Origin of the sequence: uncultured Clostridium sp. (assembly GCF_947039605.1) — a bacterium.
GTDB lineage: Bacteria > Bacillota > Clostridia > Clostridiales > Clostridiaceae > Sarcina.
In genome coordinates this window covers 103,237-123,311 of sequence record NZ_CAMQZG010000001.1, presented here as the reverse complement: position 1 = coordinate 123,311, position 20,075 = coordinate 103,237, and the positions used below count along the sequence as shown (strand labels likewise).

Genomic DNA, 20,075 nt, shown 5'->3' with positions numbered 1-20,075 from the left:
GTTCTTAAATCGGAAGGAGGCAAACCCATGAAAGATAAAGCAAACGCAAAGGGTAATACTAAAGTAGAAGTTAAAGACAAAAATGCCAGAATGGTAATAGTAAAGAAGCTAATTGATAAAGGTAAGAAGAGTGGTTCGTTAACTTATAAAGAGATAATGGAAGAGCTTGAGGAGATAGAATTAACACCAGAACAAATAGAACAGATATATGAAGTTCTTGAGTCAATGGGTGTTGAGGTTATAAATGAAGGTGAAAAAGAGGAAGAAGAGGATTCAGCAACTCTAGCAGTTCCAGATGGAATTGCTATAGATGATCCTGTTAGAATGTACCTTAAAGAAATTGGTAAGGTGCCACTTCTTACATCAGAGGAAGAAATTGATCTTGCACAAAAAATTGAGGCAGGTAGTGTTTATGCTAGAAAGAAACTTGCAGAGGCTAACCTTAGACTTGTTGTAAGTATAGCTAAAAGATATGTAGGAAGAGGTATGTTATTCCTTGACCTTATTCAAGAGGGTAACCTAGGTCTTATAAAAGCTGTTGAAAAGTTTGATTATAGAAAAGGTTATAAATTCTCAACATATGCTACTTGGTGGATAAGACAGGCGATAACAAGAGCTATTGCAGACCAAGCTAGAACTATAAGAATACCAGTTCATATGGTTGAAACTATCAATAAACTTATAAGAGTTCAAAGACAGTTAATACAAGAACTTGGTAGAGATCCACTTCCAGAAGAATTATCTAAGCAAATGGATATGCCAGTTGATAAGGTTAGAGAGATATTAAAAATAGCTCAAGAGCCGGTATCATTAGAAACTCCTATCGGAGAAGAGGAAGATTCACATCTTGGTGATTTTATACCAGATGAGGATGCATTAGCACCAGCAGAAGCTGCTGCATTTACATTATTAAAAGAGCAATTAATTAATGTACTTGATACTCTTACACCAAGAGAAGAGAAAGTATTAAGATTAAGATTTGGTCTTGATGATGGAAGAGCTAGAACTCTTGAAGAAGTTGGTAAAGAGTTTAATGTAACTAGAGAAAGAATTAGACAAATAGAAGCTAAGGCTCTAAGAAAGCTAAGACACCCTAGTAGAAGTAAAAAACTTAAAGATTACTTAGATTAATATAAAAAGTCATATTACCTATTTTATGGGAAATATGACTTTTTCTTATAGGGTATTTAGGGATTTAGAATATACAATATATGTTATAATATCAGAGGGGGAATATTATAATGAATTGTTTTAAAGCTAAGAGGGGAAAGGCTAGTATTGAGTTATTTGGGTATCTAGTTTTATGTGATATTTTGATGCTTATAATATTAGACCTTATTAATGGATATACAGAGAGCAAAATTGTAATTATAATTATGGTTTTCTTTTCAATATGGTGCTTGTACTATATATTTTTAGATTTAACATTGAAGTATGTTTTTTATGAAGATAAACTTCTAATAACAGCTTTTAGTGGAGTTAAAAAAATTGAAGTGAAATTTTCAGAGATAAATGGTCTTTTAGTAAAAGATCAGTATATTGATGGGTTTAAACTTGCAGGAGTAGGTAAGGATAGATATGCTTTTGGTAGAATGGTTATAAGGGGTGTAGGTGCTACTAGAGCTTTTATAACATCATCTAGCAAGGTAATATATTTACATACAGAGAATTTCTCATATGCAATATCACCTGATAGTATAGATAAAGTATTAACTATATTATTTGATGAAAATATACCAATACAAGAATTTGAAACAAAAGTTAACAATAGAGAATTATTTAAGGATAAGAAATTTTTGATACCGTTTATAATAACAACAATTATAATAAGCATTATGATTCTAGTCCCGTTTATATTATATTTAATAGGTGGTTTATCAAGTAAAATGCCACTTAGTTTTGATACAACATTTAATGCTGTTTTAATGGGGACGGGAAAAGAATTTGCTATAAAGCAAATGGTATCAGGTATTTGTAATATTATGATATTAATTTGTATGTATTATGCATCGTATTTTGTTGCTAAGTATGATAAAAAAGTTGCAGTAAGATATATGTATTTAGCGCTTGTTATTAGTGGTTTATTTGAGTATATACAGGTGCAAATATTAATTAATTATTTATAGAAAGAGGATGGAAAATGGAATTAAGCATAAGATTAAAAACAATAGCAGACAGTGTTGATAAATGTGAAAGTGTAGCAGATATAGGAACTGACCATGGATATGTACCAATATATCTTGTGGAAAGAGGAATATGTGAGAGAGCTATAGCATCAGATATTAATAAAGGACCTATAAGTAAGGCTAAGATGAATATAAGTTTTGAAGGACTAAGTAGCAAAATTGATTGTTATCTTGGTGGTGGACTAAAACCTTTAAAGGTAAATGAAGTTGAGGGTATTGTAATAGCTGGTATGGGTGGAAATCTTACAAGAGATATACTTCTTGCTGATATGAAAAAAGTTCAAAATTATAAGTTTATGATTTTACAACCAGCACAAAATCCAGAAGTTTTAAGAGAATTCTTATATAGTAATGAATATGAGATTATTGATGAAGATTTAATTTTAGATGAAGGAACTTATTATGAGTTATTTAAGGTTAAGTATAATAAAGAAGCAGAAAGTTTGAAATTTGAAGATGAAATATATTATGAGGTAAGTCCTGTGCTTTTAAAGAAGAAACACCCACTTATAAATGACTATTTAGATAGTAAAATTTCAAGATGTGAGAAAGTAATAACTCATATAAAAGAAGATACACAAATGGCTAATGCAAAAAAACAAGAACTTAGAAATAAGGTGAATATTTTAGAACAACTAAAGATAAAATAAGTTATTAAATATAAAGGGGATGTAATTAATATGTTATTAAGCAGATTTATAGAAATTATGGAGAGAATAGCACCACCACATTTAAAAGAAGATTTTGATAATGTAGGTCTTATGGTTGGTGATAGAAATAAAGATATTAAAAGAGTTTTATTAGCACTTGATTGTACTGATTTAGTTATAGAAGAGGCAAAAGAGGTTGGAGCAGAGCTTATTTTAACTCACCATCCATTAATCTTTAAAAAGCCAAGCAGTATAACAACAGATACACTACAAGGTAGAAAAATTATAAAACTTATTCAAAATGATATAAATCTATACTCAGCACACACTAACTGGGATTCAGTTAGAGAGGGTATTAATGATACTATTGTAGACATGCTTGGATTTAAATCAGAAGAAATTATAGATAGACATAAGGCTGATAATAATGCAGGGATAGGTAGGGTTGTAACTCTTGAAAATCCTTTAACACTTGATGCTATTATGGATATTTGCTATAAAGCTTTTGATTTAAAAGGACTTAGATATTCAGGAGACCTAGAAAAAGTAATAGAGAAAATTGCTATTGTAAATGGTAGTGGACAAAGTTACTTTGAAAGTGCAGTTCAAAGAGGGGCAGACCTTGTTATAACAGGAGATACAACTTATCATTTTGTATCAGATTATACTGAGATGGGGATGTCAATTCTTGATATAGGACACTTTAAGTCAGAGTGGCCGGTATTAATTGAAGTAAATAAAAAGCTTCAAAAAGAATTAAAAGATATGGGCGAAGATCTTGAATTTGTTATTTCACAAAAAGCAAAAGATCCATTTAAATTTAGAATGTAATTTATTAAAGAGTAGTTTAAGTAGAGATATTTAAACTGCTCTTTATTATTTTAAATTTGTTAAAAGATTAAGTATTTAAATATAGTTAGAACGGTGATATAATATAAAAGAATATTTTAATATTTAAATAGAATCTAGGTTAAATTAATCTAGTAGAAGTTCGTAACCATCCTTCTATAAAAAACTAGGAACTGTAGCTGTAACAAAGGCTTATTCCTTGTTGCGGTATTTTTTTAGGTTAAATTATAATAAAAGACACTTTATTAGCAATTAAACTTATGGTTTATTAATAAAAAACAGAATATTAAAACCTATACTAGAAAACAATAGACACTCTAGTAACTTGCAGTTCTTCAGTGGTTAATTATATTACCAAGGGAGAGATACAATTGAAAAAGCTGACTAGCTTTAAGATGGCATTTATGGCTATCGCAATTGCAGTAAATGTAATAGCACCATTTATTGCAATGACATTTAGAATACCTATTTACTTAGATGCAATTGGCACAAATCTAATTGCTATGCTTATGGGACCTGTAGAGGGTGTTATAGTTGGGGTAGTAGGTTCATTATTATCAGGGGTTATATTTGACCCATCATCATTCTATTATGCACCGGTTCAGATATTTAATGGACTTGTAATAGCATGGCTTTATAGAAAAGGTTGGATAGATATGAAAAAGATGTTTTGGTCTATGCTTATAGTTATACTATTTGTAAGCACAACTAGTTCAATCATCACAGTTTATGTTTATGGAGGGATTACACCATCAGCATCAACTTATATCTATATATTCTTAAATAGAATTTTAGGGATGGCACCAGTACCAGCAGCACTTGTGATGCAAGGGATTACTGATTATGGTAATCAGTTATTTTGTACAGGAGTTTCACTAATAATAATGGCAAGAATGACTATTTCAATGAAAAAGAGATTAAAGTAAAGGGTGTGACATAATTGGATAGATATAATATTATAAATGGTAAAAATGAAAGAGAAATTGTTTTACTAAAAAGTTTTCCATGTGTATGGGGAAAGTGTAGTTTTTGTGATTATATTTCAGATAATTCAGAGGATAAGTGTGAAGTAAGAAGTGTTAATAAACCTATTTTAGCCCAAATTACTGGTGAGAAAGGAGTTCTTGAGGTTATAAACTCAGGAAGTGTTTTTGAAATTCCAAAAGAAGATTTAGCTGAAATTAAAAGAATTGTAAAAGAAAAAAATATAAAGAAATTATATTTTGAAGCACATTGGTGTTATAGAAAAAGACTTGGGGAAATGAAAGATTTGTTTGAGGGTGTTCAGGTTCTGTTTAAAACAGGAATTGAAACATTTGATGATGAATTTAGAAATGATATTTTAATTAAGAATGTAAAGTATAAGAGTATAGATGAAGTGAAGGAATATTATGATTCTATATGTCTTATGGTTGGAATAAAAGGTCAAACTAAAGAAATGATAAGAAGAGATATTGAGATTGTAGAAACTCAGTTTGAGAGAGCTACAATAAATATTTGGACAGAGAATACAACAAAATTTAAAAGAGATGAAGAACTTATTAAATGGTTTGAAAAAGAATACTCATATTTAAGAGAGAATGAAAAAATAGAAGTTTTATTTGAAAATACTGATTTTGGTGTTGGTGATTGAATAAATTTAATATAAAAATATAAAAAATGGACTCTATAGAAGAGATACTTAAATAAAAGTGCTCATCTATAGAGTTTTTTTAGTATAAATATCTTTATTCTTGCTAAAAATATTTATAAGGTTACTTAAAAGTACCTAATTGTGAGAAGTTCTAATAGGGAGTATATTTAATTTAAGGCAAACGGATAACAAAATTTAGATTAAACATTAGGAGGGATGAAGATGAAATTAATTAAAAAAATGTGTGCAATAATGAAGGGTACTAAGGATAAAAGTAGTACTAACAATGCAACACCACAAAAAAAAACAGCGAGTAAATAATATTTTAAAAGATTTAGTCTACATAAGTAGAGTATAAATATAATAATTAAAAAAAATTCTTGAGGAGGAATAATAAAATGATGAAATCTTTAAATGAAAATGAATTTAAACAAGAGGTACTTGATAAAAAAGGACTAGTAGTTGTAGACTTCTATGCTGATTGGTGTGGATCATGTCAAAAACTTGGACCAGTACTAGAGGAACTAGAATCAGAAATGGAAAATGTAACATTTATTAAAGCTAATGTTGATAATTGTTCTGACTTATCAGATGAGTATGATATAACAAATATTCCAGCTATTTTAATCTTTAAAGATGGTGTTTTACAAGAAAAAACTGTTGGATTTAAACCTAAAGTTGCGATGATTGAACTAATAAATAAAGTACTTTAACAAATAAAAAATTAAAGGGGTTAGTTAACATGGAAAATATATATGATATAGCAATAATAGGCAGTGGTCCAGCTGGACTTTCAGCTGCTCTTAATGCAAAGATACGTAATAAAAAATTTATTTTATTTGGAAATAAAAATTTAAGCTCAAAAATTTTAAAGGCGCCTAAAATAAATAATTACCTTGGATTTGCTGGTATGAATGGCAAAGAAATTGGTGAAAAATTCAAAGAACATTTAACTGCAATGGATATTGAAATCACTGAAAAAAAGGTAACTGCTATTTATGCAATGGGAGATTATTTTGATATAACAGTTAATAATGAAAGTGTTAATGCTAAGTCAATAATTTTAGCAACTGGTGTTGAGTATGGAAAACCTCTAAATGGGGAGGAGAAATTCCTTGGGCGTGGTGTTGGTTATTGTGCAACTTGTGATGCACCTTTATATAAGGAGAAAATTGTAACAATAATCGGTCATAACAAAGCGGCAGAAGAAGAAGTAGATTTTGTTTCAGAACTTGCTTCAAAAGTTTATTATATTCCAATGTACAAAACAGAATATATTGGAAATGATAAAGTTGAAATAATTAATGATGCGCCGGTTGAAATAACAGGGAATCTTAAAGCTAATAAACTTATATTAAAAACTAGCGAAATTGATACAGATGGTATATTTATTTTAAAAGATTCAATATCACCAGCACAGTTAGTTCCAGGTCTTGATATAGTTGATGGACATATAAATGTTGATAGAAATATGAAAACTAATATCGCAGGATGCTATGCAGCGGGTGATTGTGTTGGAAAACCATATCAATATATCAAATCAGCTGGTGAGGGGAATATTGCAGCACTTAGTGCAGCTTCTTACCTAGCTAGAAAAGAATAAAATAATTTCAAAAAATAAGTCTCTATTTTTGTGTATATAAAATAACAAATATTAAAAATCCATTTATAAGGGGGGATTATCTCCTTAATAAATGGATTTTTTTAATTTGAAATAAGTAATAAAAAAATGTGAAAATTTTAGTTATTAGTACTACATTAAAGAAACTTAAAATAGTTAGATATCATATGATAAGAAGAAGTAATATAAAAGGTGATTTGTATGTTTGGGAGACCAAAATATACTTACTATAGTTATAAGGCGGACAATAATTATAGAGGAAGTAAGAAGAAAAAGTATAAAGTAGAAAAAAGAAATATAAGCGGATATGATGAAATTAAAGAAGATATTTATAAACTTTCTTGTGATGCGAAAAAAATATTTGCAAAGAAAAAATGTTCAGGAACTAAATTTAAAGTACAGAATAAGCATAATGATGGACATGCTATGAAGATAGTTTGTATAGGACTTATAAGTTTTATATTAATGTCTGCAGTAATTACTTTTCCAGCTGCTCTTTTAGTCTGTTTAATGGGGGCTTTATTATATCCATATAAATAATGTAAAAATTTGGACTTGCTAACTAGATATTTTTATGATAATATAATTCTTGCGAGTAAGGCAGACAATCGCCGCTTAGAAATAAGGGGAGGAAAGTCCGGGCTTCACAGGGCGTGGTACTGGTTAATGGCCAGTGGGGGTGACCCTAAGGAAAGTGCAACAGAAATAGACCGCCTAGTTTACTAGGTAAGGATGGAACGGTGCGGTAAGAGCGCACCAGTATAGTGGTGACATTATAGCTATGTAAACCCTACTTGAAGCAAGACCGATAAGAGGGCATTTAAGAGTGACCCGCTCAGTCCTCGGGTGTGTCGCTAGAGGCTGTTGGCAACAGCAGTCGTAGATAGATGATTGTCTAATACAGGACCCGGCTTATAGCCTTGGTCGCACCATAGAAACCTAGTAGATTTATCTACTAGGTTTTTTTATAATTAAATTTAAAAAAGAAAAAAAGGCATTTAACAAATTTAGATTAAACTAAACTTATTAAACACCTTATTTATATACTAAGCTTGTGTTGGAATTGGAACATAAACTCTAGTAGCTAGTTCGTCATCTAACATATACATTCCTGTTAAGTTATCTTCAAATCTTTTAACTTTCTTTAAGATAGTTATAAAGTTATTTTCTTCTTCAACTTGCTCATCTATAAACCATTGAAGCAGGCTAAGTGTAGCATGTTCTCTTTCTTCAGTTGCAATATCTGCAAGGTGATATATTTTTTCTGTTACAAGTTGCTCGTGGTGATAAGCTGCATCAAATAAAGATTTCACATTATCATATTTGATAGTTGGAGCATCTATTTTACCAAGCTCAACAAATCCACCTTTTTGAAATAAATAACCGTAGAATTTCATTGCATGGTCTAATTCTTCTTTAGCTTGAACTCTAAAGTAGTTAGCAACCCCCATAAAATCTATTGATTCAGCGTAAGCTGACATAGCTAAATAAGTATATGATGAATAGAATTCAAAATTTACTTGCTCTGTAAGAGCATCTAATAATTTTTTACTTAACATAAAAATCTCCTCCTTAGTTAAAATGAGGAAACTAAAAGTATCCTCTTATATAAGATAGTACAGTTTTTAAAGGGATTTTTCAAATAAATATTGGCAATAATATTAAATATCTATCTAATGAGAGAATTATGAGTAGCCTAGTTTTTTAGGTTATGGTAAAATTTATATAAAATTAGCTGAAGATAACTGAAGAATTTAAATGAAAGAACTTTTAACTTAATTTGAGAGAATTCTCCCACTTCAAGCTTTAGCTAAGTGGTGAGTAGTTCACGTAAAGAATTAATATAAAAGTAGGGGCGTAGTATGATTAGAATTTTAGAAAATAAAGATATAGATAGAATTATGGAAATTTGGCTTGAAACATCAATAATAGCACATGATTTTATCAGTAAAAATTATTGGATAGATAATTGTGAAGTTGTAAAAAATGAGTATATACCAATATGTGAAACTTATGTTTATGAAGATGAGGGAATAGTAAAAGGCTTTATTGCTATTTTAAAAAAAGGTTTTATTGGTGCTATTTTTATTGATAATAAAGATAGAGGGAAAGGAATAGGAACAAAACTTATGAACCATGCAAAGGGAAAATATGATTATTTAGCTTTGGAAGTTTATAAAGATAACAATAGTTCTGTGAAATTCTATAAAAAACAAAATTTTAAAATAATAGAAGAGAACTTCAGTGAAGAAACAAATAAAATTGAGTATGTTATGGAATATAAAAAGTAAATAGAAATTGTTTGATAAGCGAAATCAATAAGATGGTTCACAAAATAGACATATAGGAGTATAATTAAAGTAATAAATAATTTTAAAAAAGAAAGAGTGAGATAAATGAAATTAAGTAGAAATGATGCTTGCTGGTGTGGAAGCGGTAAAAAATATAAAAAATGTCACTTCGAATTTGATGAAAAGTTCGAAAGTTTAAGAAGAGCATATGAAGAAATGCCTCCAAGAGAAGTCTTAAAAACAGCTGAAGATATTGAAGGAATTAAAATATCAGCAGAGGTTAATAATGGAGTTCTTGATCTTGTAGCAAAAGAGATTAAGGCAGGAATGAGCACAGAGGATATAGATAAATTAGTTTATGATTATACAGTAGCTCATGATGCAATTCCAGCACCTCTTAACTATATGGGATTCCCAAAGAGTGTTTGTACTTCAATAAATTCTGAAGTATGTCATGGAATACCTTCAAAGGATATAATCCTTAAAGATGGAGATATTATTAATGTAGATGTATCTACAATTAAAAATGGATATTTCTCAGATGCTTCAAGAATGTTTATGATAGGTGAAGTTTCAGAAGAAGCTAGAAATCTTGTTGAAGCAACTAAAGAAGCTTTAAGACTAGGTGTTAAGGCTGTTAAACCTTGGGGACATATAGATGATATAGGTCATGCTATACAATCATATGTTGAAGCTAAAGGATATTCTGTAGTAACAGACTTTGGTGGACATGGAGTTGGTAATGAGTTTCATGAAGAGCCTTTTGTAGCTCATGTAGGTAAAAAAGGTGAAGGTATGATACTTGTACCAGGAATGGTATTTACAATAGAACCTATGATAAATATAGGAACTTATAAAGTTAAAGTTGATGAAGACAATGGTTGGATAGCAAGAACAGCAGATGGTAAATTATCAGCGCAATTTGAGCATACAATCGTAGTTACAGAAAATGGTGTGGAAATTTTAGCATGGTAAAATAAAGGTATCAAGGGTTATCCTTGATACTTTTTTATTTATAAACAAAAGAAAAGATAAGGAGCGTTAGAGTATGAAAGAATTAAGTGGAAGTTTAGAAGTAAAAGCATTTGAAACTGTTGATGGTGGAAGTTACAATGATGTCATAATGTCTGGTATGGGGAAAATAAAAGGAAATATTGAAGCAACGGTTGTTGAAGTAAATGGAGTTGGAGAAATAACAGGTGATATAAAATCTGAAAGTCTTATGGTTGCAGGAAGTTTTACTGCTGACAAAGAAGTTGTACTAGAGGGTATGCTAAATATTAAAGGAACAGCAAGTTTTTCTAAAACACTTATATGTGAAGAGATAATAGTGGCTGGTAGTCTAAGTGTAAAAGGTGATATAAAGTTTACAGATGCAAGTATAAGTGGAGCATTAATTTCAAGAGGTATTCTTACAGGAGATAAAGTTGAAGTTGCTGGTGGAGTTGATATGTCAAGTGACTTAAGAGTCAATTATGTTAATATAAGTTTTAGTGAAAAAAGTAGTGTAAATGATATTCTTGCAGATGAAGTCTATATAGAGACAATGGAAGGCAAGAAAGGATTATTTAGTAAACTTAAAAAAACTGTATTTAAATGTAATGAGATAAGAGCTGAAAAAGTATTTGTAGAAAATACAGAGTGTAAGCTTATTGTTGCAGATGAAGTTATTATAGGTGAAAACTGCAAAGTTGAGAAAGTTGAGTACCTAGAAAAATTTGAATTTGCGAAATCAAGTGAAGTAAAAGAAACAGTTTGTAAAAAGTAATAAAAAACTCCATCTATTAAACAGATGGAGTTTTTTTGATTTTATCAGATACTTTTATGTAATTAAATTTGTTATGTATATTTGTCATATTCCCATAGACTGTAATTCTATCTGTGACTTCAAAAATATAATGAGGTGATGGGAAATTAATAAGTTTATCGCCTCTATCAATACTTAAAACTTGTATTTCTAAATCTTTAAGTCCACTATCTATTATACTTTTGCCAATAAGATAATTACTTTTACCTATATAAATTTCATAAATACCATAACCTTTTTTTTGAAAGACACTTATCAATTTATCTTCATGAAGATTATGCCAGCGTTTTGATTTAAGAATAAGTCGCTCAATAATTAATTCAATTTTTTCAGGAATTGAACTTCTCATAACTAAAAAAACTAAAAGAGCAAAACCAACTACAAACCCAGCAGTTATTGACATAGACTTTACATCATCAAGACCATGAGAAATTATTCGTATGATAAATGAGATAAAGATAGCTGTACTAAGATAACTAAATATCATAAGCCAACTAGCAATTTTTCTTCTAACAGGATGTTGTGCAATTATTTCGCTTTCTTTAGTGGTATAACCTGTACTAGTTAATAATGAGATAACTTGAAATTTTGCTTTGTGCATAGGAATTCCAGTTAATCTAAATAAAATAGCAAAAAAGTTTATTATTATTAGAAAGATAGTTAAAAATATTAAAAATGTTAATACTAAAATCAAAAAATACACTCCTTTATTGAGTAGCTACTTCATTAGTATACAATAATTATACAAATTATTAAAATAAAAGACTTAATATGAGTAATGAATAAAAAGTAATATTTATATTAAAACTAAGAAATATTATAAAAAAGAAGAAGTTAGTTTATTGACATAAAATATTTTTTTATATAGAATTTAAATTATGTGTCTAAATTTGTAACTTAAATGATACAAAATATGAACTAAAAGAAATATACGAAAGATGAGGTGGTATTTTTGTTAAAAGCTATCAAAGAAGATTGGTTTTCTAACATAGGTCCAGATTTAATTTCTGCTGCAGTAATAGGCTTAGTACTAATACCTGAAACTATAGGGTTTGCATTTATTGCAGGGGTTGAACCATCAGTTTCATTTTTAGCAGTTTTAGCTATGTCAGTTATGGTAGCTTTATTTGGAGCAAGAAAAGGTATGATATCAGCATCAGCTGGTTCTATGGCTCTTGTCTTAGCTATTGTAGTTAGAAAATATGGCGTGGAATTTATAATGCCAGTAACTGTAGCAACAGGAATAATACAATTATTATTTGCTCTTTTTAAGGCTGGAAGAATAGTAAAATACATACCAGATGCAGTTATGCATGGATTTGTAAATGCACTTGGAATACTTATTTTTATAGATCAAATACATTATTTTAAGGGACAAGGACTAGTAATGTACATATTAGTTGGGATAGGACTTTTAGTTATATATACATTCCCATTACTAACAAAAAAAATACCCGCTGCTATTATAGGAATAATTATTGTCACAATAGTAGTATTAATATTTAAATTAAATGTGTCAGATCTTGGAGATTTAAAAGGGATAGAACTTACATTCCCAACAATACATTTACCGCAAATTGCTTTTACAGCTAAAAATATAGGAATAATAATTTTATATGCAATATCACTTGCAATAGTTGGTTCTGTAGAAAGTTTACTTACAGCAAAAGCATTAGATGATATGACAGGAACAGATAGTAATAAAAGTAGAGAATGTTTTGGTCAGGGAATTGGTAATATTGTCACAGGATTAATAGGAGGAATGGCTGGTTGTGCACTTGTTGGACAATCATTTATAAATACAAAATCAGGTGGAAAAACTAGACTTTCAACACTAGCAGTAGGAATATTTCTTGTTTTATATGTAGTTCTATTTAGTAATATAGTTAAACTTATTCCGATTGCAGCTGTTGTAGCAGTAATGATAATGATAGCAATAACAACTTTTGATTGGACATCTATAACTACCGCAGCAAAAAGACCAATTACAGATACAATAGTTATGATTATTACGGTAATAGTAGTTTTAGTAACATCAGACCTTGCTATAGGTGTTATAGTAGGAATGATTTTATATTATGTAATAAAATATTTTAAGGCTAGAAAAGCATAGCTTAAATTAAAAAAAATTTAAAAAATGATAAAGTGAGCATCCAGAGTAAGGAGGCTCACTTTTTTTTGATGATTATTAAATTATGAGGCAATGAATATTAATAAATATCTTGCAAATGTATACTAAATGCTCGTAATATAAAGGTAGAGATAAAAAAATATATTGGGGTGATGAAAAATGAAGAACATAGTTCTTTTAGATGGAAAGACAATGGGGAAATTTGATTTTGATAGATTAAATAGTTTAGGAAACTTTAAATCATATGAGCTTACTACATATGAAGAGGTAAGAGATAGAATAAAAGATGCTCATGTAGTAATAACTAATAAAGTAATTTTAGATGAGGGGTCTTTAAAAGAAGCAAAAAATTTAGAATTAATTTGTGAGATGGCAACAGGGTATAATAATATAGATGTTGAGTATGCTAAATCAAGAGAGATAGCGGTTACAAATGTTGCAGGTTATTCAACGAATACAGTTGCACAGCATACATTTGCAATGCTTTTTAGTTTGACTAATAAGCTAGGGTATTATGATAATTATATAAAAGAAGGAAACTATACAAAATCAGATACTTTTACACATTTAGATCAAACAATAATGGATGTAGAAGGTAAAACTTTTGGGATAGTAGGTCTTGGTAAAATTGGTAGAAGAGTAGCTATGCTTGCAGAGGCTTTTGGAGCAAAAGTGATATATTACTCAACTTCAGGAAAAAATTCAAGCAATGACTATGAAAGAGTAAGTTTTGATGAACTTTTAGAAAAATCGGATATAATATCAATACATGCACCACTAAATGATAAAACAAATGGGATTATGAATTATGAGAGTTTTAAGAGAATGAAAAAGACATCAATTATTATTAATGTTGGAAGAGGTCCAATAGTTGTAGAAAAAGATTTAGCAAAAGCAATTGATGAGAATTTAATTGGTGGGGCAGGTCTTGATGTTTTTGAAGCAGAACCTATGAAGGTAGATAATATACTTTTAACTGTTAAAAACAAAAATAAATTATTATTTACACCACATGTAGCTTGGGCAAGTTTAGAAGCAAGAACTAGATTGTTTGAAGATATGATGGAAAATATTAGTGCTTTTTATAATGGAGAGGTAAGAAATAGATTATAGAAAAATGAATTCTGAAATTTTCAAATATTTTATTTTTAATAAATTAATAAAATAAAATGGTTACAATTACGGAATAGATAAAAAATATATCTATAAATTAACTTGTTTGAAAAAAGTATTAATTCAAGTAAATAAAACTATTGATTTTTTGAAAAACAAAGTATAAAATTTAGTTGTAAAGAAAAAAAGAATAGAGTTCGGATGAAGGCATGGGGAGAGATATTATTTTGAAAATAATACACCGAAGATGGGAATCTTTCAGGTAAAGTGGACCCATGCTGGACGAGCCTCTGGAGAGACTCATTATGAGCACCGAAGGAGCAAGGCAAATTCTAATTTAAGAATTTAATTTGTTGAAACTCTCAGGTAAAAGGACAGGGGATAGGAAATACTAAACTAATTTTAAAAATTGGGGTAGTCTATTTCGTAATCCCTCCTAAAGAAATTTAAGGGGGTATTTTTTATGTTTAATTTTACTACGTTAACGGCAACATCAATAAATGATGTGCTAAGTCAGGTGAGCTCATTTATTTGGGGACCACCACTTTTAATACTTTTAGTTGGTACAGGTGTCTATTTAACTTTTAGGTTAAAACTTTTACAGATTTTTAGACTTCCACTTGCGATAAAGTATATTTTTTCTAAGGATGAGGAACTAGAAGATGATGATGCAAAGGGTGATGTATCAAGCTTTGGAGCCTTATGTACAGCATTATCGGCAACTATTGGTACGGGGAATATTGTAGGGGTAGCAACTGCTATTAAGGCTGGGGGACCAGGAGCTTTATTTTGGATGTGGGTAGCCGCATTTTTTGGTATGGCAACTAAATATGCAGAGGGTGTTCTTGCAATAAAGTACAGAGAAGTTGATGAAAATGGAAATATGGCTGGGGGTCCTATGTACTATATTGAAAAAGGACTAGGACTTAAATGGTTAGCGAAGATATTCGCTCTTTTAGGAATAGGAGTTGCATTTTTTGGAATAGGAACTTTTGGGCAAGTTAAATCTATTGCAGATGCAGCTCAAATAAGTTTTAATATTCCTTTGTGGGTTACAGCAATTGTGGTTACAATTCTTGTGGCACTTGTAACTTTTGGAGGGATAAAAAGAATTTCTAAGGTATCTGAAATGGTAGTGCCTCTTATGGCTGGGCTATATATACTTGCAGTATTATTAGTTTTAGCTTTAAATTATGAAGCAGTACCAGGGGCAATTTCACTTATTATAGAAAGTGCTTTTAACCCACAAGCCGCAATGGGTGGTGTAATGGGTATAACAATAACAATGGCTATACAAGCCGGAGTTGGAAGAGGAGTTTTTTCAAATGAAGCAGGTCTTGGTAGTGCACCAATAGCTGCGGCAGCTGCGAAAACTAAATCAGCAGTAAGACAAGGGCTTATATCAATGACGGGAACTTTTTTTGATACAATAATAATCTGCACAATGACTGGGATAGTTATTGTTGTCACAGGGGCATATGCTAACCCTTTACTTGAAGGGGCAGCGCTGACAACAGCAGCATTTAATGAAGGACTTCCAATAGAAATTGTAGGGACATATATAGTAAACATTGGGCTAATGTTTTTTGCTTTCACTACAATTCTTGGATGGAATTATTATGGGGAAAGATGTGCAGAATATCTAATGGGTGTTAAATCTATTAAGTATTATAGAATAATTTATATAGCGTTGGTTGGAATTGGGGCATTCTTGCCACTTGGGACTATATTTATTGTTGCAGATATAGTAAATGGATTAATGGCATTTCCAAACCTAGTTGGAATAGTAGGTTTGAGGAAGGTAGTAGTTGAAGAAACTAATAACTTCTTTATCGAACTTAGTAATAAGCAAGCAATTTTAAAAAATAAATAAAATAAAAAAAGCTAAATTTAGATTAATATATCTAAATTTAGCTTTTTTTTTCTCGATAATAGTATGAAGTTAGAATAATATTATTAGGAGGCAGAAATGCAAAAGACAGTAAAAGAAAAAAAAACAAGAAGTATTTCATCAAGAATTACAGTAAGTATGCTTATAGTTGGTATAGTAATACAAGGGTTAGCTATATTTACATATTATCAAAGTAAAGACTTATATTTAGATAATATGAATAAAAGTGGTTTATCACTTGTAAAAGAAGTTACAAGAGGATTAAATCACTATTTTGATAATATAATGGGTTCTATAGATATATTAGGGGCTAATAAAGTAATGAAGTTTGCAAAGAGCGATAGTGATATTTCAGATTTGCTTGCTACATATAAGAATAACACTCCGTATATAGATGGAATAATGTTTGGGACAGAAGATGGTAGATTATATAGTGATAGAGGACCTTTTGATACAACAAAAAGAAATTATAAAAAAGAAGAATGGTATAGCGATTTAATTAAAACAGAGCATAATGGATTAGTTTTACCAGTTAGCTACCATGAGAAGATGAAGAAAGATACTATAAGAATTTCAAGAAAAGTGGTTAATAGTAATAAAGAAGTTGTTGGAATTATAGGAGTTATAGTAGGAATAGATAAAATAAGAGAAAAAGTTGAAGGAATAAATTTAAATCAAAGTGGTTATATAGGAATATTAGACCATGAAAATAATTTTATTGCAGCATCAAATGAAGCAAATGAATTAGGTGGTATTGAAAAGTATGGTGAAGCGGTAGCCTTTATGGATGAGAAGCAAGGTGTTGAAATTTTAGGAAGTGGAATGAATAAAAATATTTTAGTTTATGATAATACGCTAGTAACAGGTGGAAGTGTTATAGGCTTTATACCTAAAAAAGATATGGGTAGTGATTTAAATCCTTTAAGAAGACATACAGCAATGTCTATGATAATAATGATAATAGGAACTATCATTATATCAATAACATTAAATAAGAGAATTAATAAAGGTTTAAAGGTATTATCAGAGGGGATTGAAAATATTTCAATTGGTAATTTAAAAGATAGAATAGATTTAAATAGTAGTGATGAATTTGGAGAACTTGCAAGTCTTTTAAATAAGGCAACAGAAAATATGCGAGGACTTATACAAAATATAGATAATAACAAAGATATATTACTTGAATCAAGCTATAGTATAAATAACAAGGCTGATGAGACTAAAATATCTTCACAAGAAATTTCTAAGGCTATTGAAGTTATAGCTAGAGGAAGCATTAGTCAGGTTGGAAAAATCAAAGAATGTAGCGAGCAAATAGAAATATTATCCATTTCATTAGTAGCTATTTCAGAGAAAAGTAATGGTATGAGTGACTTATCTGAGGTAACAAATAAAAGGATAGAAGCAGATGGGAATAAAGTAATTGGAGATTTAAATACAAGTTTTAAATTAACACAGGAGAGCTATAAGGAATTTTCTAATATAGTATTAGATGTTTCAAGTAGTGCAACAAAAATAAATACTATATCAAATAGTATTTCACAAATAACTGAACAGACTAATCTTTTAGCACTTAATGCAAGTATAGAGGCAGCAAGAGCTGGTGAATATGGAAGAGGGTTCGCAGTTGTAGCAGACGAGATAAGAAAACTTGCAGAACAATCAAAAACTTCTACAAATGAAATTAGAGCTATTGTAGATGAAGTTATTCAAAAGTTTGAAAGACTTACAAATGCTATGGATGATAATACTCAGATTATAGGTAGACAAGAAACTGTTGTAGATAAAACAAGTGAAATATTTAAGGAGATTTTATTAGACATGAATATAGTAAATAGAAACTCTAATGAGATAAAAAATTCAGTTGATTCTATAAATAAAACTAAGGTAGCTGTGGTAAGAGATATAGAAGAAATATCAAAGATTGCAGAAGAGTTTGCAGCTAGTTCACAAGAGGTTACAGCAGGATCAGAAGAAGTGAGTGTTAGTATGGAGGACTTAAGTGGATATACTGATAATTTAGGAAAGATTTCAAATGAGTTCTCTACTGAAATGAGTAAATTTAAAATTTAATTGATAAAAGGGCTAAATAAAATTTGTATTATGACGATAAGCATAGTAATATGAAGATTTTATATACACTATTGGAGGAAAAAGATGAGTGAAAAAAAGATTAAAAAGACAATTGGAAGTAAGATAAGTTTTTCAATTTTAAAGGTGTGCTTAGCTACTCAATTAATAACAGGATTAACTATATATTTTCAGTCTAAGAGTATATTAAATGAACATGGCATAGCAAATGGAAATCTTAATGATATAAGAGTAACTGTTGCGATATCAATGGTTATAAGTTTAATTTTATCTATTGTGGTTGCTAAATCATTAAGTTCTGATATAGGGTCAAGTTTTAAAGTTTTAAAGAGCTCTCTAGCTAATGTAACAAAAGGTGATTTAAAGAATAAGGTTGAGTTAAGAACAAATGATGATTTTGAAGAATTAGCAACTGACTTAAATATAAATATAGATACAATGCATTCGCTTATAAGTAATATAAATAATAGTTCAGAAGTTCTTTTAACAGCATCAAAAAATATAAGTTTAATGGCAGAGGGCACAACAGCATCTACTTTAGATGTTGCAAAAGCTATTGAATCAATCTCTAAAGGGGCTATAGAACAGGCTAATAATGTACATGAGAGTGTTACATCAATGGAAGCTTTATCAGCACAACTTAATGATATTATGTATATTAGTGAGAATATGAGTAATGCCTCAGAGTCATCAAATAAGCTTATAGAGGAAGATGGTCAAAGAATAATAAAAGGACTTTTAGATAAATATGAAAGAAGCAAAAAGAACTCATTAGAGTTCCATAGTGTTGTTTTAGATGTATCAAAGAGTACAAATAAAATTAATGTAATTTCAAATAGTATTTCACAAATTACAGAACAAACTAACCTTTTAGCACTTAATGCGAGTATAGAAGCAGCAAGAGCAGGGGAAGCTGGAAGAGGTTTTGCAGTAGTAGCCGATGAAATTAGAAAACTTGCAGAACAATCAAAAAATTCTACAGAGGAAATAAAAAGAATTGTTGATGAGATAAATAATAAGTCACAAAAAGCTACAGGGGCAATTGAAGAGAGTAATTTAGTTATGAAAGAGCAAGAAGAGGCTGTTACAAAAACTAAAGAAATATTTGATAAAATTTTAGTTGATATGGAAGGCATAAATAAAAATTCATTTGAGATTAAAAACTTTGTTGAGTTTATAAATGTAAATAAAGAATCAGTTGTAAGTGAAATGGAGCAAATAGCTTCGATATCACAGCAAGTTGCAGCAGCAACAGAAGAAGTTACGGCCTCAACACAGGAAGTAAGTGCTACTATGGAAACACTAACAGCTGCTACTGAGGGGATTGAAGAGAAGGCAAAAGAGCTTAAAGATAATTTATCTCAATTTAAAATTTAACATAAAAAGATAGAACCTATAATGTAGATACTTAAAAAAATCGATATTATAGGTTCTTTTTGTTATTTTAAGAAGTAGGCTATTAGTTAATTTTAATTACTGATAGTTCTTAATTTATTGTTGGATTATAACTAAACCCCAATTTTGAGTAATTCTTAGAAAGAAATTCTATAAATTCACCAAAATGTACAAATGTTTTATTATCATTTAAAATAGATTTTATATGACCATCTTTTATATTTTTATATATATAACTGCGGATAGTTATTTCAGATAATTTTGAATTAAATTTATATTTGCAAATAAATGAGAGTTCTTTTACTGTAAGTAACTCATTAGAGTTGTAATCATTCATTAGTATCACCTTATTTTAAAATTTTTTTAAGTTCGCAATATTTATAGCATACATCTGCTATTATATTATAATATATGTAA

At 29.5% G+C, this 20,075-nt stretch carries 20 protein-coding genes, 1 other RNA gene and 2 riboswitches; of the genes, 18 read left to right on the top strand and 3 right to left on the bottom strand.

Annotated features, from left to right (window positions below):
• The first annotated feature begins 27 nt into the window (after positions 1-27).
• The 10 genes from rpoD (at position 28) to rnpB (ending at position 7,870) form a co-directional block, all read left to right on the top strand.
• Entirely contained in the window at positions 28-1,131 is a 1,104-nt protein-coding gene (gene rpoD / locus Q0V24_RS00585) for an RNA polymerase sigma factor RpoD (RefSeq protein WP_297517487.1), read from the top strand.
• A gap of 110 nt (positions 1,132-1,241) precedes the next feature.
• Positions 1,242-2,126 (top strand): PH domain-containing protein, encoded by an 885-nt coding sequence (locus tag Q0V24_RS00580; RefSeq protein ID WP_297517486.1) that lies wholly within the window; start codon positions 1,242-1,244, stop codon positions 2,124-2,126.
• A 14-nt stretch (positions 2,127-2,140) separates the two neighbouring features.
• Entirely contained in the window at positions 2,141-2,836 is a 696-nt protein-coding gene (locus Q0V24_RS00575; protein ID WP_297517484.1) for a class I SAM-dependent methyltransferase, read from the top strand.
• A 30-nt stretch (positions 2,837-2,866) separates the two neighbouring features.
• Entirely contained in the window at positions 2,867-3,667 is an 801-nt protein-coding gene (locus Q0V24_RS00570; RefSeq protein WP_297517482.1) for a Nif3-like dinuclear metal center hexameric protein, read from the top strand.
• A gap of 149 nt (positions 3,668-3,816) precedes the next feature.
• Positions 3,817-3,861, top strand: a riboswitch (PreQ1 riboswitch).
• 195 nt (positions 3,862-4,056) lie between these two features.
• Positions 4,057-4,611: an ECF transporter S component gene (locus Q0V24_RS00565; RefSeq protein ID WP_297517481.1), complete on the top strand. Its 555-nt coding sequence runs from the start codon at positions 4,057-4,059 to the stop codon at positions 4,609-4,611.
• Between the two features lie 14 nt (positions 4,612-4,625).
• Positions 4,626-5,318: a radical SAM protein gene (locus Q0V24_RS00560; protein ID WP_297517479.1), complete on the top strand. Its 693-nt coding sequence runs from the start codon at positions 4,626-4,628 to the stop codon at positions 5,316-5,318.
• 398 nt (positions 5,319-5,716) lie between these two features.
• On the top strand, positions 5,717-6,031 hold the full coding sequence (gene trxA / locus Q0V24_RS00555) for a thioredoxin (RefSeq protein ID WP_297517477.1): 315 nt from the start codon (positions 5,717-5,719) through the stop codon (positions 6,029-6,031).
• 29 nt (positions 6,032-6,060) lie between these two features.
• The gene (locus tag Q0V24_RS00550; RefSeq protein WP_297517475.1) at positions 6,061-6,921 is read left to right on the top strand and encodes an NAD(P)/FAD-dependent oxidoreductase; all 861 of its coding nucleotides are present in this window, start codon (positions 6,061-6,063) and stop codon (positions 6,919-6,921) included.
• Between the two features lie 219 nt (positions 6,922-7,140).
• The gene (locus Q0V24_RS00545) at positions 7,141-7,479 is read left to right on the top strand and encodes a hypothetical protein (protein WP_297517473.1); all 339 of its coding nucleotides are present in this window, start codon (positions 7,141-7,143) and stop codon (positions 7,477-7,479) included.
• Positions 7,480-7,531: 52 nt separating this feature from the next.
• Positions 7,532-7,870: RNase P RNA component class A (rnpB, locus tag Q0V24_RS00540), an RNA gene on the top strand.
• A 115-nt stretch (positions 7,871-7,985) separates the two neighbouring features.
• Here the strand turns inward: rnpB and Q0V24_RS00535 are convergent.
• Positions 7,986-8,498: a ferritin gene (locus Q0V24_RS00535; RefSeq protein WP_297517471.1), complete on the bottom strand. Its 513-nt coding sequence runs from the start codon at positions 8,496-8,498 to the stop codon at positions 7,986-7,988.
• Positions 8,499-8,801: 303 nt separating this feature from the next.
• Here Q0V24_RS00535 and Q0V24_RS00530 point away from each other — a divergent pair, with 303 nt between their 5' ends.
• The 3 genes from Q0V24_RS00530 (at position 8,802) to Q0V24_RS00520 (ending at position 10,998) form a co-directional block, all read left to right on the top strand.
• Entirely contained in the window at positions 8,802-9,230 is a 429-nt protein-coding gene (locus Q0V24_RS00530) for an N-acetyltransferase (RefSeq protein WP_297517469.1), read from the top strand.
• A gap of 105 nt (positions 9,231-9,335) precedes the next feature.
• Positions 9,336-10,205 carry a methionyl aminopeptidase gene (locus Q0V24_RS00525; RefSeq protein WP_297517467.1) on the top strand — a complete coding sequence of 290 codons (870 nt, stop codon included), beginning with the start codon at positions 9,336-9,338 and terminating at the stop codon, positions 10,203-10,205.
• Positions 10,206-10,278: 73 nt separating this feature from the next.
• On the top strand, positions 10,279-10,998 hold the full coding sequence (locus Q0V24_RS00520) for a polymer-forming cytoskeletal protein (RefSeq protein ID WP_297517465.1): 720 nt from the start codon (positions 10,279-10,281) through the stop codon (positions 10,996-10,998).
• A gap of 16 nt (positions 10,999-11,014) precedes the next feature.
• Here the strand turns inward: Q0V24_RS00520 and Q0V24_RS00515 are convergent, their stop codons facing one another.
• A complete protein-coding gene (locus Q0V24_RS00515) occupies positions 11,015-11,731 on the bottom strand; it encodes a TrkA C-terminal domain-containing protein (protein WP_297517463.1) in 717 nt (238 codons plus the stop codon).
• A gap of 258 nt (positions 11,732-11,989) precedes the next feature.
• Between Q0V24_RS00515 and Q0V24_RS00510 the strand changes: the two genes are divergently transcribed.
• From Q0V24_RS00510 to Q0V24_RS00490, 5 genes are all read left to right on the top strand, one after another.
• Positions 11,990-13,150, top strand: a complete 1,161-nt coding sequence (locus tag Q0V24_RS00510; protein ID WP_297517462.1) for a SulP family inorganic anion transporter — start codon at positions 11,990-11,992, stop codon at positions 13,148-13,150.
• A gap of 177 nt (positions 13,151-13,327) precedes the next feature.
• On the top strand, positions 13,328-14,281 hold the full coding sequence (locus Q0V24_RS00505) for a D-2-hydroxyacid dehydrogenase (RefSeq protein ID WP_297517460.1): 954 nt from the start codon (positions 13,328-13,330) through the stop codon (positions 14,279-14,281).
• A 280-nt stretch (positions 14,282-14,561) separates the two neighbouring features.
• Positions 14,562-14,669, top strand: a riboswitch (glycine riboswitch).
• Between the two features lie 75 nt (positions 14,670-14,744).
• Positions 14,745-16,154 (top strand): sodium:alanine symporter family protein, encoded by a 1,410-nt coding sequence (locus Q0V24_RS00500; RefSeq protein WP_297517458.1) that lies wholly within the window; start codon positions 14,745-14,747, stop codon positions 16,152-16,154.
• Between the two features lie 96 nt (positions 16,155-16,250).
• Positions 16,251-18,245, top strand: coding sequence for a methyl-accepting chemotaxis protein (locus Q0V24_RS00495; RefSeq protein ID WP_297517456.1), 1,995 nt, complete (start codon positions 16,251-16,253; stop codon positions 18,243-18,245).
• Positions 18,246-18,329: 84 nt separating this feature from the next.
• Positions 18,330-19,640 carry a methyl-accepting chemotaxis protein gene (locus Q0V24_RS00490; RefSeq protein WP_297517454.1) on the top strand — a complete coding sequence of 437 codons (1,311 nt, stop codon included), beginning with the start codon at positions 18,330-18,332 and terminating at the stop codon, positions 19,638-19,640.
• A 109-nt stretch (positions 19,641-19,749) separates the two neighbouring features.
• Here the strand turns inward: Q0V24_RS00490 and Q0V24_RS00485 are convergent, their stop codons facing one another.
• On the bottom strand, positions 19,750-19,995 hold the full coding sequence (locus Q0V24_RS00485; RefSeq protein WP_297517452.1) for a hypothetical protein: 246 nt from the start codon (positions 19,993-19,995) through the stop codon (positions 19,750-19,752).
• Positions 19,996-20,075 lie beyond the last annotated feature (80 nt).